14 protein-coding genes are annotated in these 14,373 nt (G+C 65.3%); 9 read left to right on the forward strand and 5 right to left on the reverse strand.

The genetic code is table 11. The annotated features are described in order from the left end of the window. Positions 1–86 precede the first annotated feature (86 nt). Positions 87–533 carry a carbon monoxide dehydrogenase subunit G gene (locus BBTA_RS24885; protein WP_012045265.1) on the reverse strand — a complete coding sequence of 149 codons (447 nt, stop codon included), beginning with the start codon at positions 531–533 and terminating at the stop codon, positions 87–89. Positions 534–765: 232 nt separating this feature from the next. On the opposite strand from BBTA_RS24885, the gene pcaD reads away from it, so the two are divergent. Beyond that, positions 766–1,548, forward strand: coding sequence for a 3-oxoadipate enol-lactonase (pcaD, locus tag BBTA_RS24890; protein WP_012045266.1), 783 nt, complete (start codon positions 766–768; stop codon positions 1,546–1,548). A 12-nt stretch (positions 1,549–1,560) separates the two neighbouring features. On the opposite strand, the gene BBTA_RS24895 is transcribed toward pcaD, so the two are convergent. Continuing rightward, complete coding sequence (locus tag BBTA_RS24895) at positions 1,561–2,115, reverse strand: hypothetical protein (protein ID WP_012045267.1); 555 nt, start codon at positions 2,113–2,115, stop codon at positions 1,561–1,563. 267 nt (positions 2,116–2,382) lie between these two features. Further along, complete coding sequence (locus tag BBTA_RS40875) at positions 2,383–2,544, reverse strand: hypothetical protein (RefSeq protein ID WP_168167917.1); 162 nt, start codon at positions 2,542–2,544, stop codon at positions 2,383–2,385. Positions 2,545–2,863: 319 nt separating this feature from the next. Between BBTA_RS40875 and BBTA_RS24905 the strand changes: the two genes are divergently transcribed. The 5 genes from BBTA_RS24905 (at position 2,864) to BBTA_RS24925 (ending at position 7,968) form a co-directional block, all read left to right on the forward strand. Beyond that, a complete protein-coding gene (locus BBTA_RS24905) occupies positions 2,864–3,781 on the forward strand; it encodes a branched-chain amino acid ABC transporter permease (protein WP_012045268.1) in 918 nt (305 codons plus the stop codon). Positions 3,782–3,794: 13 nt separating this feature from the next. Beyond that, entirely contained in the window at positions 3,795–5,135 is a 1,341-nt protein-coding gene (gene livM, locus BBTA_RS24910) for a high-affinity branched-chain amino acid ABC transporter permease LivM (RefSeq protein ID WP_012045269.1), read from the forward strand. After that, entirely contained in the window at positions 5,132–5,965 is an 834-nt protein-coding gene (locus BBTA_RS24915) for an ABC transporter ATP-binding protein (protein WP_012045270.1), read from the forward strand. The genes livM and BBTA_RS24915 overlap by 4 nt, the downstream gene beginning before the upstream one ends. Next, a complete protein-coding gene (locus BBTA_RS24920) occupies positions 5,962–6,693 on the forward strand; it encodes an ABC transporter ATP-binding protein (RefSeq protein WP_012045271.1) in 732 nt (243 codons plus the stop codon). Before BBTA_RS24915 ends, BBTA_RS24920 begins: the two co-directional genes overlap by 4 nt. Before the next feature lie 156 nt (positions 6,694–6,849). Further along, positions 6,850–7,968 carry a branched-chain amino acid ABC transporter substrate-binding protein gene (locus tag BBTA_RS24925; RefSeq protein WP_012045272.1) on the forward strand — a complete coding sequence of 373 codons (1,119 nt, stop codon included), beginning with the start codon at positions 6,850–6,852 and terminating at the stop codon, positions 7,966–7,968. Between the two features lie 109 nt (positions 7,969–8,077). Here BBTA_RS24925 and BBTA_RS24930 read toward each other — a convergent pair whose 3' ends face one another. Then, on the reverse strand, positions 8,078–8,479 hold the full coding sequence (locus tag BBTA_RS24930) for a response regulator (RefSeq protein WP_012045273.1): 402 nt from the start codon (positions 8,477–8,479) through the stop codon (positions 8,078–8,080). 236 nt (positions 8,480–8,715) lie between these two features. Here BBTA_RS24930 and BBTA_RS24935 point away from each other — a divergent pair, with 236 nt between their 5' ends. After that, positions 8,716–11,526, forward strand: coding sequence for a PAS domain S-box protein (locus BBTA_RS24935; protein WP_012045274.1), 2,811 nt, complete (start codon positions 8,716–8,718; stop codon positions 11,524–11,526). Positions 11,527–11,661: 135 nt separating this feature from the next. Then, positions 11,662–12,660 (forward strand): P1 family peptidase, encoded by a 999-nt coding sequence (locus tag BBTA_RS24940; RefSeq protein WP_012045275.1) that lies wholly within the window; start codon positions 11,662–11,664, stop codon positions 12,658–12,660. Positions 12,661–12,663: 3 nt separating this feature from the next. Here BBTA_RS24940 and BBTA_RS24945 read toward each other — a convergent pair whose 3' ends face one another. Then, positions 12,664–13,434, reverse strand: a complete 771-nt coding sequence (locus BBTA_RS24945; RefSeq protein WP_012045276.1) for an EF-hand domain-containing protein — start codon at positions 13,432–13,434, stop codon at positions 12,664–12,666. A gap of 227 nt (positions 13,435–13,661) precedes the next feature. Between BBTA_RS24945 and rpe the strand changes: the two genes are divergently transcribed. Then, the gene (gene rpe, locus BBTA_RS24950) at positions 13,662–14,363 is read left to right on the forward strand and encodes a ribulose-phosphate 3-epimerase (protein WP_012045277.1); all 702 of its coding nucleotides are present in this window, start codon (positions 13,662–13,664) and stop codon (positions 14,361–14,363) included. Positions 14,364–14,373 lie beyond the last annotated feature (10 nt).

The following is a 14,373-nucleotide window of genomic DNA, read 5'->3' on the forward strand; positions in this document are numbered from 1 at the left end:
CAGCCCAGCAAAATCATTCGAAAACCATCATATGGGCGCTCCCGGCAGCCGGCAACCTGGCCACCGGACGCGCCTGAGGTCTGCGGTCAGCCCTGGACGGCCTTGGCGAAGTTCGCAAAGAACTCGTCGGCGAGCTTTTTGGCGGTGCCGTTGATCAGGCGCTGGCCGAGCTGCGCGAGCTTGCCGCCGATCTGGGCCTCGACATTGTAGGTCAGAAGCGTGCCGCCGTCCTTCTCCGCCAGCGCGACGACTGCGCCGCCCTTGGCGAATCCGGCCACGCCGCCCTCGCCCTCGCCGGAGATCTTGTAGCCGTTCGGCGGATCGAGATCGCTCAAGGTGACCTTGCCCTTGAAGCGCGCGGACACCGGCCCGACCTTCATCTTGGCGACGGCGCGGAAGCCGCCGTCTTCGGTCTTTTCCAGTTCCTCACAGCCGGGAATGCAGGCCTTGAGCACCTCCGGGTCGTTCAGCTTGGCCCAGACCGACTCTCGCGGAGCCGCCAGCTGGACCTCGCCCGTCATCGTCATTGCCATGTGCATCTCCCCCCGATTGGCGCGGTTAGAGGCATTCAAGTAAAGCACCGGGGGCCCAAAAGGAAGGGCAAGCAGCGCCAGGAAGCGTTGCAGATTCGCAGGAGCACCGCAGCATTGCGGGTCCGTCGCCCCAGGGTTTTGATTGGCAGACGGCTGCGGCAGTGGTTAGTTCGCCCTCAAATCTGCACGATTCCTCCGGCGGCGCGGCCGCCTGCGACGAAGGATCACGCCCATGCCGATGATCGATGCCGACGGTTGCCTGCTGAATGTCACCGTCGAGGGCCGCGACGGCGGGCCGACCCTGATGCTGTCGAACTCACTCGGCTCGACCCTGCAGATGTGGGAGCCGCAGATGCGCGCCTTCACCCAGGTGTTTCGCGTCATCCGCTATGATCGGCGCGGCCATGGCAAATCGCAGGTGCCGCCCGGCCCCTACTCCATCGAACGATTCGGCCGCGATGCGCTGGCCATTCTGGACGATCTCAACATCGAGAAGGTGCATTGGTGCGGCGTCTCGATGGGCGGCATGGTCGGGCAATGGCTCGCGGCCCACGCCCCCGGGCGGATCGGCAAGCTCGTGCTGGCCAACACCACCTGCTACTACCCGGATCCGGCGATCTGGGGTGCGCGCATCAAGGCTGTTCAGGAGACAGGGCTCGCCGGCATCGCCGACATGGTGATCGCAGGCTGGCTGACCCAAGAGTTCCGCGACCGTAATCCGGACGTTGCCGATCGCATGAAAGCGATGCTGGTGGCGACACCGGTGGAAGGTTACCTCGCCTGCTGCGAGGCGTTGCGGGCGCTCGATCTGCGGGAGGACCTGCCTGGGATCAAAAGCCCGACGCTCGTCGTCGCCGGCCGCTACGACAAATCGACGCCGATCGCGATGGCCGAAGCGATTCGCAGTCGGATCCCCGGCGCCAGCATGACGATCGTCGACGCCGCGCATATTTCCAATGTCGAGGCGGCAGGTCCGTTCAACGACGCCGTGCTGGGCTTTCTGACGCAGCGCTGAGCGCTGCCGGGATCAGGCCTTGGCGCCGGCGGTGCCATGCGCCGCGGTCGGCTGCAGCGACTTCGCGGGGACGATTGCAGAGGCCGGCATGGACTGACTGACCGGCTTCTCCACCAAGAGGACGATGGCCGTGCCCAACAGCATCAGGAGCTCGGTGGCATGCAGGCGCAACGCCTGTGCCTCCCCGATCTGTGCCGCCATGATCATGCTGAAGAAGCTCAGCGCGCTGCCCAGACCAAGCCCGATCGACAGCGCCTCGACATAGCCCGCCACCCTTCGCACCTGCGGCACAAGGATCAGAACCAGGAACATCGCGAAGAAGCCTGCGACCGTCAGCCGCGCCAGCGCCAGCAACCAGGCGGCACGGACCGTGTCGATGGCCGATAGATGCAGGTGATCGCTGATGAACAGAGCGACCGCGATGTTGGGCCGCTCGAACAATCCCTGGACCGGCGCGACCATGATGTGGAAGGCAATGATGGTCCAGACCGGAATGAAATAGAGCGCCAGCAGCACACCGTTGACGCAGCTCAGCCGCCAGTTCCTGATCGCGTCGATCTTGATCATGTCACGCCCCGCGTCACGCTCCCGCCCCTCGGGCTGGTTCCTGACGAGCTAACGCGCGGCAAACGCACCGGGCAATTTAAACCCTTTGTTTACCTTAATGGGCGGCCGTGACGCGCCGGTGGTTCCGGAGCCGAAGCCCGTAGCCCGCATGAGCGACAGCCGCAGCCCGAAAGGGCGAAGGCGAACGCGACATGCGGGGTCTCATGCCCCGCCGCGATGCACCCCGACGTCGCCGCCGCTTTGCGCCCTGCCCGCGCCGGCAGCGGCTCAACCGCGCGACGTGCTGCCACACTCCCCGCCTTGTGGATCGTGCCGCTGTGGATCAGGCGCCTGACCCTCGTCCTGGCGGATCGCCTTGCCCTGGGTCTGGCCCTGCTGATTCTGTCCCGGATTTTGGTGACCCTGATTCTTGTCGGTAAGGCTGCTCATGCGAGGCTCCCTGGGTGATCGCAGTCACAACCAATGCGGGAACAGGGTGCGGTGTTGCAGGGCCGCGCACGCTCGGCCTGGATTCGCTCGCGGTCGTCTGCCTCAATCATGGCGATGGAACCACGCCATCAAAGCAGGCGGGATAAGCCCGCAATTGCGGCACTGCACGCTGTTGCGGCACCCGGTTCCTAGCTGTTAGTACTGCAAGACGCGTCGCCTCCCGTCGCGGGTGTATGGCCAGCCAGCACTCGACCGGAAGGCCCCCGCCGCGTTGCGAACCAGTCTCGGACGTTCCAGCTCTTCTCAGTCACGGCAGTTCATGGATTATTTCGCCCAGCAGCTCATCAACGGCCTCGTCCTCGGCTCGATCTACGGCCTGATCGCCATCGGCTACACCATGGTTTACGGCATCGTCGGCATGATCAATTTCGCCCATGGCGACGTGTTCATGATCGGCGGCTTCATCGCGCTGATCTCGTTCCTGGTCCTGGTGTCGGTCGGGCTCACCGCAGTGCCGGTCATTCTGCTGATCGTGCTGCTGGTCTCGATGGCGATCACCGCGCTCTATGGCTGGACCATCGAGCGCATCGCCTATCGTCCGCTGCGCCACTCCTTCCGGCTGGCGCCGATGCTGTCGGCGATCGGCATGTCGTTCGTGTTGACGAATTTCTCGCAGGTGTCGCAGGGCGCGCGCGTCAAGCCGGTCCCGCCGATCGTCACAGGCGGCTACACGCTGCACGAGGGCGAGAGCGGCTTTGTCGTCCAGCTGTCCAACATCCAGATCGTCGTGGTGATCACTACGATCGTGCTGCTCGGCCTGTTCACCTGGCTGGTGTCGCGCACCCGGCTCGGCCGCGACATGCGCGCCTGCGAGCAGGACCAGACGATGGCGGCACTGCTCGGCGTCGACGTCGACCGCACCATCTCGATGACCTTCGTGATCGGTGCGGCGCTCGCCGCCGTCGCCGGCATGATGTACCTGTTATATTATGGCCTGGTCGATTTCTTCATGGGCTTCGTCGCCGGCATCAAGGCCTTCACAGCCGCCGTGCTCGGCGGCATCGGCTCGCTGCCCGGCGCGATGCTCGGTGGTCTCGCGATCGGCCTGATCGAGACGTTCTGGTCGGCCTATTTCTCGGTCGAGTACAAGGACGTGGCGGCGTTCTCGATCCTCATCGTGGTGCTGATCTTCATGCCGACCGGCCTCTTGGGCCGTCCCGAAGTCGAAAAAGTCTGACGACGGAGCCCGTGTGAGCGCGTCCCTTCCAGCCTCTTCGCCCCCCGCCTCGAATGGCTCCGAACCGGTCGGAGCCGGCTTCATCCTCAAAAAGGCCGTCCTCAGCGCGCTCGTCGCGCTCGGCCTGTTCTCGCTGATGGTCGGCGTCCGTACCGAGGCCGGCCAGAGCGGGCAGCTCGAATATTGGACCCGCTTCGGCGAGCTCGCGAGCCTGGTCGGCGCTGTCTTCGTCGGCTCGATCGTGGTCGAGCTGCTGCGGCTGTGGCTCGGCCCGCGCGGCGGCCTCGGCAGTTTTGTGCCCGCCTCCGTGCAGAGCGGCCTGTCGGTCGCCGGCCGCTACCTCGCCCCGGCGCTGCTGATCTTCACCTTGCTAGTGCCGGTGATCTTCTACAATCAGCGCTACATTCTCGACCTCGGCATCCTTGTCCTGACCTATGTGATGCTGGGCTGGGGCCTCAATGTCGTGGTCGGCCTCGCCGGCCTGCTCGACCTCGGTTATGTCGCGTTCTACGCGGTCGGTGCCTATTCCTACGGGCTGCTCTCGACCACGTTCGGCCTGTCGTTCTGGATCTGCCTGCCGCTCGCCGGCATCCTCGCCGCGTTCTGGGGCGTGCTGCTCGGCTTCCCCGTGCTGCGCCTGCGCGGTGACTATCTGGCGATCGTCACCCTCGCATTCGGCGAAATCATCCGCCTGGTGCTGATCAACTGGCAGGACGTCACCGGCGGCCCCAACGGCATCTCCGGCATTCCGCGCCCGAGCCTGTTCGGCATTCCGCTGACGCCCGGCCCCGATGGACTCGCCGCGATGCTCGGCATTCCGTTCTCGCCGACGCATCGCATCGTGTTCCTGTTCTATCTGATCCTGGCGCTGGCGCTGCTCACCAACTGGGTCACGATCCGGCTGCGCCGGCTGCCGATCGGCCGCGCCTGGGAAGCGCTGCGCGAGGACGAGGTTGCCTGCCGCGCGCTCGGCATCAACATCACCACCACCAAGCTGACGGCGTTCGCCACCGGCGCCATGTTCGGCGGCTTCGCCGGCGCCTTCTTCGCCACCCGCCAGGGCTTCATCAGTCCCGAGTCCTTCACCTTCCAGGAATCGGCGCTGGTGCTCGCGATCGTCGTGCTCGGCGGCATGGGGTCGCAGCTCGGCGTGGCGCTGGCGGCGCTCGCCATGATCGGCGGCTTCGAACTGTTCCGAAGCCTCGAGGTCTACCGCATGCTGGTGTTCGGTCTGGCCATGGTGCTGGTGATGATCTGGCGTCCGCGCGGCATCGTCGGCCATCGCTCGCCGACCGTGTTCCTCGAAAAATCCAAGAGCATCTCTTCGGACCTCGTCAAGGAAGGCCACGGATGAGCTCCGCTCCCATTCTCGCGCTCGAGAACCTCACCATGCGCTTCGGCGGCATCGTCGCCGTCAATGCGCTGTCGTTTTCCGCCCAGCGCAAGCAGATCACGGCGCTGATCGGCCCCAACGGCGCCGGCAAGACCACCGTATTCAACTGCATCACCGGCTTCTACAAGCCGACGTCGGGTGTGATCCGCCTGACGCACGATGACGGCACGCAATACGAGATGCAGAAGCTGAAGGACTTCAACATCTCCAAGCAGGCCAAGGTGGCGCGCACCTTCCAGAACATCCGGCTGTTTCCCGGCATGACGGCGCTGGAGAACCTGATGGTGGCGCAGCACAACGCGCTGATGCGCGCTTCCGGCCTGACGCTGCTCGGACTGCTCGGCGTCCCCTCGTGGCGCACGGCCGAGCAGAGCGCAATCGACAATGCGGTGTTCTGGCTGAAGCGCGTCGGCCTGCTCGACCGCGCCGACGATGCTGCCGGCAATCTTGCTTACGGCGATCAGCGGCGGCTGGAGATCGCACGTGCGATGTGCACCGGACCCGCCCTGCTCTGCCTCGACGAGCCCGCCGCCGGCCTGAACGCGCGCGAGAGCGCCGCGCTGAGCGAGCTGCTGCTGTCGATCCGCAGCGATCACGGCACGTCGATCCTCCTGATCGAGCATGACATGAGCGTCGTGATGGAAATCTCCGACCGCATCGTGGTGATGGATTACGGCGTCAAGATCGCCGAAGGCACGCCGCGCGACATCCGTGATGATCCCAAGGTCATCGCCGCCTATCTCGGCACTGACGAGGAAGAGGCCGCAGCCGTCCTGGAGGCCGAGGCGTGAGCGCGTCCCTGCTCCAGATTCGCAATCTGCGTGCTTCCTACGGCAAGATCGAAGCGCTCAAGGGCGTCGATCTCGACATCAAGGCCGGGGAAATCGTCGCGCTGATCGGCGCCAACGGCGCCGGCAAATCGACCTTGATGATGTCGATCTTCGGCCGGCCGCGCGCCAGCTCCGGACACATCGTCTATGATGGCAGCGACATCACGCAGGTGCCGACGCATCAGATCGCCCGGCTCAGAATCGCGCAATCGCCGGAGGGCCGCCGCATCTTCCCGCGCATGAGCGTTGCGGAAAATCTGCAGATGGGCGCGGACGCCGGCGCCACCACCGAAGCGCAGCGCGCCGAGACGCTGGATCGCGTGTTCGCGCTGTTCCCGCGGTTGAAGGAGCGTTTCGAGCAGCGCGGCGGCACGCTGTCCGGCGGCGAGCAGCAGATGCTGGCGATCGGGCGGGCCCTGATGAGCCGGCCGCGGCTCCTGCTGCTCGACGAGCCCTCGCTCGGGCTCGCGCCGCTGATCGCGCGACAGATTTTTGACGCCATTCGGACGCTCAATCGGCAGGATGGATTGACGGTGCTGATCGTCGAGCAGAACGCCAATCACGCGCTGAAGCTCGCCCATCGCGGCTATGTGCTGGTCAACGGACTGATCACGCTGTCGGGCAGCGGCGCCGAGCTGCTGCAGCGCCCGGAGATCCGCGCCGCCTATCTCGAGGGCGGCCGCCACTGAGGCGGGCCCTCGCATTCCGGCCGAAATGGCCTTAGCCCTTCGTCGATCTGCCCGAAAAATGCCGGTGACTTCGGCGGAAAATCAGCCACAATGCGCGCGGTCTGCGGCCCGCCGTTCGGGCCGTTCCGTGTCGACCTACCCCCGCGAGGATTTCTCATGAAACCACTCAAACTCATTGGTCTGGCGCTGGGCGCGTCGCTTGCGCTCTCGACCGCCGCCTACGCCGAAGACATCACCATCGCCGTGGCCGGCCCGATGACCGGCGGCGAGTCGGCCTTCGGCCGCCAGATGCAGAACGGCGCCGAGATGGCGATCGCCGATCTCAATGCTGCAGGCGGCGTGCTCGGCAAGAAGCTCGCTTTGCAGGTGGGTGACGACGCCTGCGATCCGAAGCAGGCCCGCTCGGTCGCCGAGAAGCTCGCCGGCTCCGGCATTCCGTTCGTCGCCGGCCATTTCTGCTCGTCGTCGTCGATCCCGGCCTCCGAGGCCTATGCCGACAGCAACGTGCTGCAGATCACCCCGGCTTCGACCAACCCGCTGTTCACCGAGCGCAAGCTGTGGAACGTGGCGCGCGTCTGCGGCCGTGACGATCAGCAGGGCCTCGTCGCCGCCAACTACATCGCGAAGAACTTCAAGGGCAAGAACATCGCGATCCTCAACGACAAGACCACCTACGGCAAGGGTCTCGCCGACGAGACCAAGAAGGCGCTCAACAAGGCCGGCGTCACCGAGAAGATGTTCGAGTCGTACAACAAGGGCGACAAGGACTTCAACGCGATCGTGTCGCGCCTGAAGCGTGAGAACATCGACCTCGTCTATGTCGGCGGCTATCATCAGGAAGCCGGCTTGATCCTGCGCCAGATGCGCGATCAGGGCCTCAAGACCATCCTGATGGCGGGCGATGCGATGAACGACAAGGAATTCGCGTCGATCACCGGCCCGGCCGCCGAAGGCACGCTGTTCACCTTCGGCCCCGAGCCGCGCAACAAGCCGACCGCGAAGGCGATCGTCGACAAGTTCAAGGCCAAGAACATCGACCCCGAGGGCTACACGCTCTACACCTACGCCGCCATCCAGGTCTGGTCGCAGGCCGTGAAGAAGGCCAACACCACCGACGCCAAGAAGGTGATGGACACCATCAAGGCCGGCGAGTGGGACACGGTTCTCGGCAAGCTCGGCTTCGACGCCAAGGGCGACATCAAGCAGATCGACTACGTCGTCTACAAGTGGGACGCCAAGGGCGGCTACGCCGAGCTCGGCAGCAAGGGCTCCTGATCCCTGATTGTTGCCCGGTCACCCACGCAAATGCAAACGCCCCGGTCATCGGCCGGGGCGTTCTGCTGAGATGAGTTGGATCGCGATCGCCTGCTTGGCGCCAGCGTGATCAGCCCGCGCAGGCAGCGAGCGTCGCTGCAGGCCTGTCCCGCACCGCTTTGCGCGCCGTCTCGACAGCGCGCATCAGTTCGTTCGGCCGGAATGGCTTCTGCAGATAGACCACACGGGTCAGTTCCTCCGACATCGCCGCCCCATCGAATGCACTCATGCCGGAGACGGCCACGACCGGCACATCGGGAACCAGGGCCCGCATCCCGCTGACCAGATCGAGACCATTCGAATCATCGAGGTAAATGTCGACGATCACGGCATCGAAGGCCTGGTCGCGGAACAGCTGCAACCCAGCGGTCGCGGTTCCCGCCTCGACCACCTCGAACTGATTGACGCGGAGCACCATGCTGATCATGGCCCGCACATCCTTCTGATCGTCGACCACCAGAATCCGCGACATCAACTTCTCCAAAACTTTTTCGTTGGACAGCCTACAACATAAAAAGAAATCAGCTACAACTACCGGTATATTTATCCCTTTTGCAGTAAAGGTACAGTTACTTCAGTTTTCGAGTCGGACCACCGCGGTTCCATGCGGGGTATTATGCAACCTCTATTTGAATAATCTTTTTTCGCGCAAGCGCTGCGTCAGAGCTACGGCTCGCACGTTAATGCCTGTCGCGCGGGGCCCTGTAGATGCAAAACGTCGAAGATACGCGGGAGATTTTTCTATCAGCAAGCCCTGCGACGCGCCGTGACCAATTCGTTGCCCTCGCCGCTGTCGCGATTTCCGCAAGCCTGTTCGTTGCCGCCGCTCCCTTTGCCAAGGTGCAGCTCGCGGCGATGCCTGCATTCGTGGCGAGCTATCAATCGGCGCTGGCGCTGAACGATCTGATCACGGCGCTTCTGCTGTTCTCTCAATTCGTCCTGCTCCGCTCGCGGGCCCTTCTCTGGCTCGCCAGCGGCTATCTGTTCACCGCGCCGGCTGCGTTTCTGCACACGCTGGCATTTCCTGGACTGTTTTCGCCGACCGGCCTGATGGGCTCCGGACCGCAGACGGCGGTGTGGATCTACATGATCTGGCATGGCGGCTTTCCCTTGTTCGTCGCCGCCTATGCGCTGCACAGCCGCCGCTCGATCCACGAGTCGGTCCAAGACTCGATCAAGCGCTCGTTCCAAGTCGCGTCGGTGTCGAGATCGCTGCTGCTCGCGATTGTCGGGGTCTCGATCGCGCTGACGACCCTGGTCTGGTTCGTGATCACCTATGAGGCCGCGCTTCCCGCGCTCATCAGCGGCGGAACCGCCAATTTTGCCTTGAAGGTCGTGGTCGGCGCGATCTGGTGCGTGACCCTGGCCGCGCTGCTGCTGCTCGCTCAGCGACGGCCCTACACCATCCTCGATCTCTGGGTGATGGTCGTGCTCTGCGCCTGGCTGTTCGATCTCGCGCTGTCCTCGCTGCTCAACGCCGCGCGGTTCGATCTCGGCTATTATGCCGGCCGGCTCTACGGGCTGCTGGCAGCGAGCTTCGTGCTGGGCGTTCTGCTCGCCGACAATGTCGGACTGCAGTCGAAGCTCACCCGCCTCTTGCAGCAGCAGCACCGACAAAGCCAGAACGAGCGGGCGCATTTCATCGCCCGCGAAAGGCTGCTCAGCGCCGTCGTCGAATCGTCCAACGACGCGATCATCACGCTGACCCTGCACGGCAAGATCACGTCGTGGAATCGCGCCGCGGAGCAGCTGTTCGGATATGACGGCAGCGAGGCGCTGGGCAGCGACATCGGGCTGATCGTGCCTACCGAGCGGCGCGGCGAGGTCGATCGACTCCTCGAACGCATTGGCCGGGGCGAGAAGATCGAGCATCACGAGACCATGCGCCGTCACAAGGATGGCCACGAGCTCGACGTGTCGTTGAGCGTCTCTCCTGTTCTCGACGCACGGGGCACCGTGATCGGCGCCTCCAAGGTTGCCCGTGATATCACCGAGAGCAAGCGGACTCGTCACGCGCTGAGCCGCGAAACCGAGGAGCGACGGCGCATCTTCGAGACGTCGCAGGATCTCATCCTGATTGCCGATTCGCAGGGTACATTGATCCAGGTGAGCCCGAGCGCGAACGCCATCCTTGGCTATCGGCCCGAGGAGATGGTCGGTCGCGACGCCGGCGACTTCGTCTATCCGCCCGAGCTGGAGTCGTTTCGCAGCCAGATGCTTGCCTGTCGGGGCGGACACGACATCCACAATTTCGAGGCCCAGTTCCTGCACAAGGAAGGCCGTGCGGTCATCCTGAATTGGATGGCGAGCTGGTCCGAGCCGGTGCAACGCCATTTCTTCATCGGGCGCGACCTCACGGAGAAGCGGGCCGCCGAAGCGCAGTTTCGCCAGGCCCAGAAGATGGAAGCGGTGGGTCAACTCACCGGCGGCGTCGCGCACGACTTCAACAACATCCTGACCGTGATCACCGGCAGCATCGGCATCCTTGCCGAGTCCGTCGCCGATCGCCCGGAGCTGGCGTCGCTGGCGAAGCTGATCGACGACTCCGCCGACCGCGGCGCCCGCCTCACGCAGCAATTGCTGGCCTTCGCACGCAAGCAGCCGCTGCAGCCAGCAGATATCGACGTGAATGCGCTTCTGGTCGAGACGGCCGATTTGCTGCGACCGACACTCGGCGAGCAGATCGAGATCGAACGCATCCTAGCGGACGATCCGTGCACGGCGCTGGCCGATCCGGACCAGCTTGCCACGGCGATCGTCAATCTTGCGCTCAATGCCCGCGACGCGATGCCGCAAGGCGGCAAGCTCACCCTGGAGACCGCCAATGTCGCGCTCGATCAGGATTACGCCAATGCCAATAGCGAGGTCGCGATCGGCGACTATGTCATGATCGCGGTCAGCGACACCGGCTGCGGCATTCCGCCGGCCTATCTCGACAAGGTGTTCGATCCGTTCTTCTCGACCAAGGGCGTCGGCAAGGGCACCGGACTCGGCCTCAGCATGGTGTTCGGCTTCGTCAAGCAATCCGGCGGCCATATCAAGATCTACAGCGAGGTCGGCCACGGCACGTCGATCAAGCTCTATCTGCCGCGCTCGGCCGCGTCCTCAACGGCCGCCACTGCCCGTCATGACACGCCGGATTATCGCGGCGGCGACGAAACGGTCCTGGTGGTCGAGGATGACCCGCTGGTCCGGCAACACGTCATCGCCCAGGTCACGAGCCTCGGCTACCGCACCCTGGCGGCAGGCAACGCGGCCGAGGCGCTCGACGTGCTGGAGCGCCATCCGGAGATCGACCTGTTGTTCACGGACGTCATCATGCCCGGCGCCATGAACGGGCGGCAGCTCGCCGAGGCGGCCCAGAAGCAGCGGCGCAGCCTGAAAACGCTCTTCACGTCCGGCTATACCGAGAATGCGATCGTGCATCACGGCCGCCTCGACGCCGGCGTGCTGCTGCTCGCCAAGCCCTATCGCAAGCCGGAACTCGCCCGCATGATCCGCATCGCCCTGGACGCGTGAGGCCGCAGGGGCGGCGGAGGCTCGCGCGGCACTCCCCACAGCTGCACCAGGCTGGCCATCGCGTGCGCGCGGCATTGAGACGCTGCGCCGGCCGCGCTATCCATTCGGCATCATCATCTGCTGCCGAGGTCGACCGTGCAGAACCTCCTCACCGATATCGCAGGCGTCCGCGTCGGCCACGCCGATGATGCCGCGCTTGCCTCCGGCGTGACCGCCATCCTGTTCGATCAGCCCGCGGTGGCCGCGATCGACATTCGCGGTGGCGGGCCGGGCGTGCGCGAGGATGCCCTGCTCGATCCCGCCAACACGGTGGAGCGGATCGACGCCATTGCGCTGTCAGGCGGCTCGGCATTCGGGCTGGAGGCCGCGAGCGGCATCCAGGCCTGGCTTGCCGAGCAGGGCCGCGGCTTTGCGGTGCGCGATGCGCTGATCCCGATCGTGCCCGGCGCGATCGTGTTCGACCTGCTCAATGGCGGCAACAAGGCCTGGGGCCGCTATGCGCCGTATCGCGAGCTCGGCTATCGGGCGGCGGCCGCCGCCGGCCCCGGCTTCGCGCTGGGGAGCGTCGGCGCCGGGCTCGGCGCCACCACCGCCAACCTGCAGGGCGGCCTCGGCTCGGCATCGGCCACGACCACCAAAGGCGTCAAGGTCGCGGCGATCGCCGTGGTCAATGCGGTCGGCAGCGTCACCGTCGGCGATGGTCCGTGGTTCTGGGCCGCGCCCTATGAGGTGGATGGCGAGTTCGGTGGCCGCGGCCTGCCGGCGGCGTTCACGCCGGACATGCTGGCGATGCGCATCAAGGGCGGTCCGGCCGCATCGAGCGCGGAGAATACGACGATCAGCCTGGTCGTGACCGATGCCGTCCTGACCAAGGCTCAGGCCAAGCGGCTCGCGATGATGGCGCAGACCGGCATGGCGCGCGCGATCTATCCGGTCCATCTGCCGCTCGACGGCGATATCGTGTTCGCGGCGGCGACCTGCGCCAGGCCGATCGAGCCGCTGGTCGAGCTGAGCGAACTCGGCATGGTGGCGGCCAACGTGCTGGCGCGGGCGATCGCGCGCGGTGTCTATCACGCCAAGCGGCTGCCGTTCGCAGGCGCCCTGCCCTCCTGGCAGGACCGCTTCGGCGGCTGAACGTTACGCGGTCACCGACGTCGTCGATGTGGTGGAGCCCCGCAGCTTGGGCTGCCGCTGCATCAGCTGCTCGATCATATTGTACGACGAGATCGCGGCATTCGACCCGGTGGTTGCCGCAGGCGTAATCAGCGTCGTCTTGGACCCATCGGCATAGGTGATGGTGGTGGTTGTCGAGCCGTCGCTGTTGGTGGACGACGAGCTTGATGCGCCCGAGAGCGCTTGCATCAGCGCATCGGCGCCCGCACTGCTGGACCCGCCCACGGACGAACTCGCGCCGGTGCCCGCACCCGCATTGCCCGCCTGGTGACGGCGGCCGTGATGGCCGCCCTTCAGCGCCGACCCCAGCTCGTTGAAGCTGACATTGCCGTCGCCGTCGCGGTCCAGCTTTCCGAACACCTTGTCGGCATTGGCCAGATTGGTGCCGCCGGCGCCGAGGGCAGACTCGAATTCGGACTTGGTGATCTTGCCATCACCATCTCCGTCGATCAGCGAGAACAGGTCCTGCAGCGGATCGGCCGCGCCTGCACTGGATGACGTACCGGACTGGCTCTGCGCCGCGAGCAGCGCATTCATCGTCTCCGGCGCAATCTGTCCGGAACCGCTGCTCGACGAGCTCGACCACGGACTGACCTGGCCCGAGCTGCCGGAGCCGCCGGCATTCAGGCCGAACAGGCCTCCGCCGGTTCCCGACTTGCCGGATCCCGACTTGGTCGATCCCAACGACTGCAGGCCATCCAGGACCGACGAGGCGGCCCCCAGCGCAAACCACATGGCGAAACTCCTGCAATGCCGCAACTTGCGCGGCAAACCTTCTCCCCACGACGCTCGCAATCGCCGTGCCAGCACCAACGTGCTGATATGTCCGGATATTTCGCGATGTTGCGGTCGCAAGAGCCGGGCAATTCATGCCGCGCCCGGCAGATTTTTCCCGCTCGCGTTGCCGCAGCCGCCCCTGCATGATACGGCGACAGACCCGATCGCACTGGAACAGCTTGCCCATGACCCAGTCCTTCACGCCGCGTCCGCTCGTCATCGCGCCATCGATCCTGGCGTCCGATTTTTCCAAGCTTGGCGAGGAGGTGCGCGCCGTCGATGCCGCCGGCGCCGACTGGATCCATCTCGATGTGATGGACGGCCATTTCGTGCCGAACATTTCCTACGGCCCCGATGTGATCAAGGCGCTGCGCCCGCACACCACGAAGATCTTCGACGCACATCTGATGATCACGCCGTGCGATCCCTACCTCGAAGCCTTCGCCAAGGCCGGCTGCGACCACATCACGGTGCATGCCGAGGCCGGCCCGCATCTGCATCGCTCGCTGCAGGCGATCCGCGCGCTCGGCAAGAAGGCCGGCGTGTCGCTCAACCCGTCGACCCCGCTCAACGTGATCGAGTATGTGCTCGACCTGGTCGACCTCGTGCTGATCATGTCGGTCAACCCCGGCTTCGGCGGCCAGGCCTTCATCCCCTCGGCAATCGGCAAGATCCAGGATCTGCGCGCGATGACCGCGGGCCGGCCGATCGATATCGAGGTCGATGGCGGCGTCGGCCGCGACAATGCCGGCGCGCTCGCCGCGGCTGGCGCCAATGCCTTCGTCGCCGGCTCCGCCGTGTTCAAGGGTGGCACGATGGAGGCCTATCGCGGCAACATTTCCGCCATCCGCAGCGCCGCGGCGTCGGCGCGCGGCGAAGCGATCTGAGACGCGCGAC

This window comes from Bradyrhizobium sp. BTAi1 (assembly GCF_000015165.1).
Classification (GTDB): Bacteria; Pseudomonadota; Alphaproteobacteria; order Rhizobiales; family Xanthobacteraceae; genus Bradyrhizobium; species Bradyrhizobium denitrificans.

Bases quoted from the DNA above. Each gene is read 5' to 3' on its own strand.
- BBTA_RS24885 (WP_012045265.1), bottom strand. From the start codon at position 533: ATGGCAATGACGATGACGGGCGAGGTCCAGCTGGCGGCTCCGCGAGAG.
- pcaD (WP_012045266.1), top strand. From the start codon at position 766: ATGCCGATGATCGATGCCGACGGTTGCCTGCTGAATGTCACCGTCGAG.
- BBTA_RS24895 (WP_012045267.1), bottom strand. From the start codon at position 2,115: ATGATCAAGATCGACGCGATCAGGAACTGGCGGCTGAGCTGCGTCAAC.
- BBTA_RS40875 (WP_168167917.1), bottom strand. From the start codon at position 2,544: ATGAGCAGCCTTACCGACAAGAATCAGGGTCACCAAAATCCGGGACAG.
- BBTA_RS24905 (WP_012045268.1), top strand. From the start codon at position 2,864: ATGGATTATTTCGCCCAGCAGCTCATCAACGGCCTCGTCCTCGGCTCG.
- BBTA_RS24915 (WP_012045270.1), top strand. From the start codon at position 5,132: ATGAGCTCCGCTCCCATTCTCGCGCTCGAGAACCTCACCATGCGCTTC.
- BBTA_RS24925 (WP_012045272.1), top strand. From the start codon at position 6,850: ATGAAACCACTCAAACTCATTGGTCTGGCGCTGGGCGCGTCGCTTGCG.
- BBTA_RS24930 (WP_012045273.1), bottom strand. From the start codon at position 8,479: ATGTCGCGGATTCTGGTGGTCGACGATCAGAAGGATGTGCGGGCCATG.
- BBTA_RS24935 (WP_012045274.1), top strand. From the start codon at position 8,716: ATGCAAAACGTCGAAGATACGCGGGAGATTTTTCTATCAGCAAGCCCT.
- BBTA_RS24945 (WP_012045276.1), bottom strand. From the start codon at position 13,434: ATGTGGTTTGCGCTGGGGGCCGCCTCGTCGGTCCTGGATGGCCTGCAG.
- rpe (WP_012045277.1), top strand. From the start codon at position 13,662: ATGACCCAGTCCTTCACGCCGCGTCCGCTCGTCATCGCGCCATCGATC.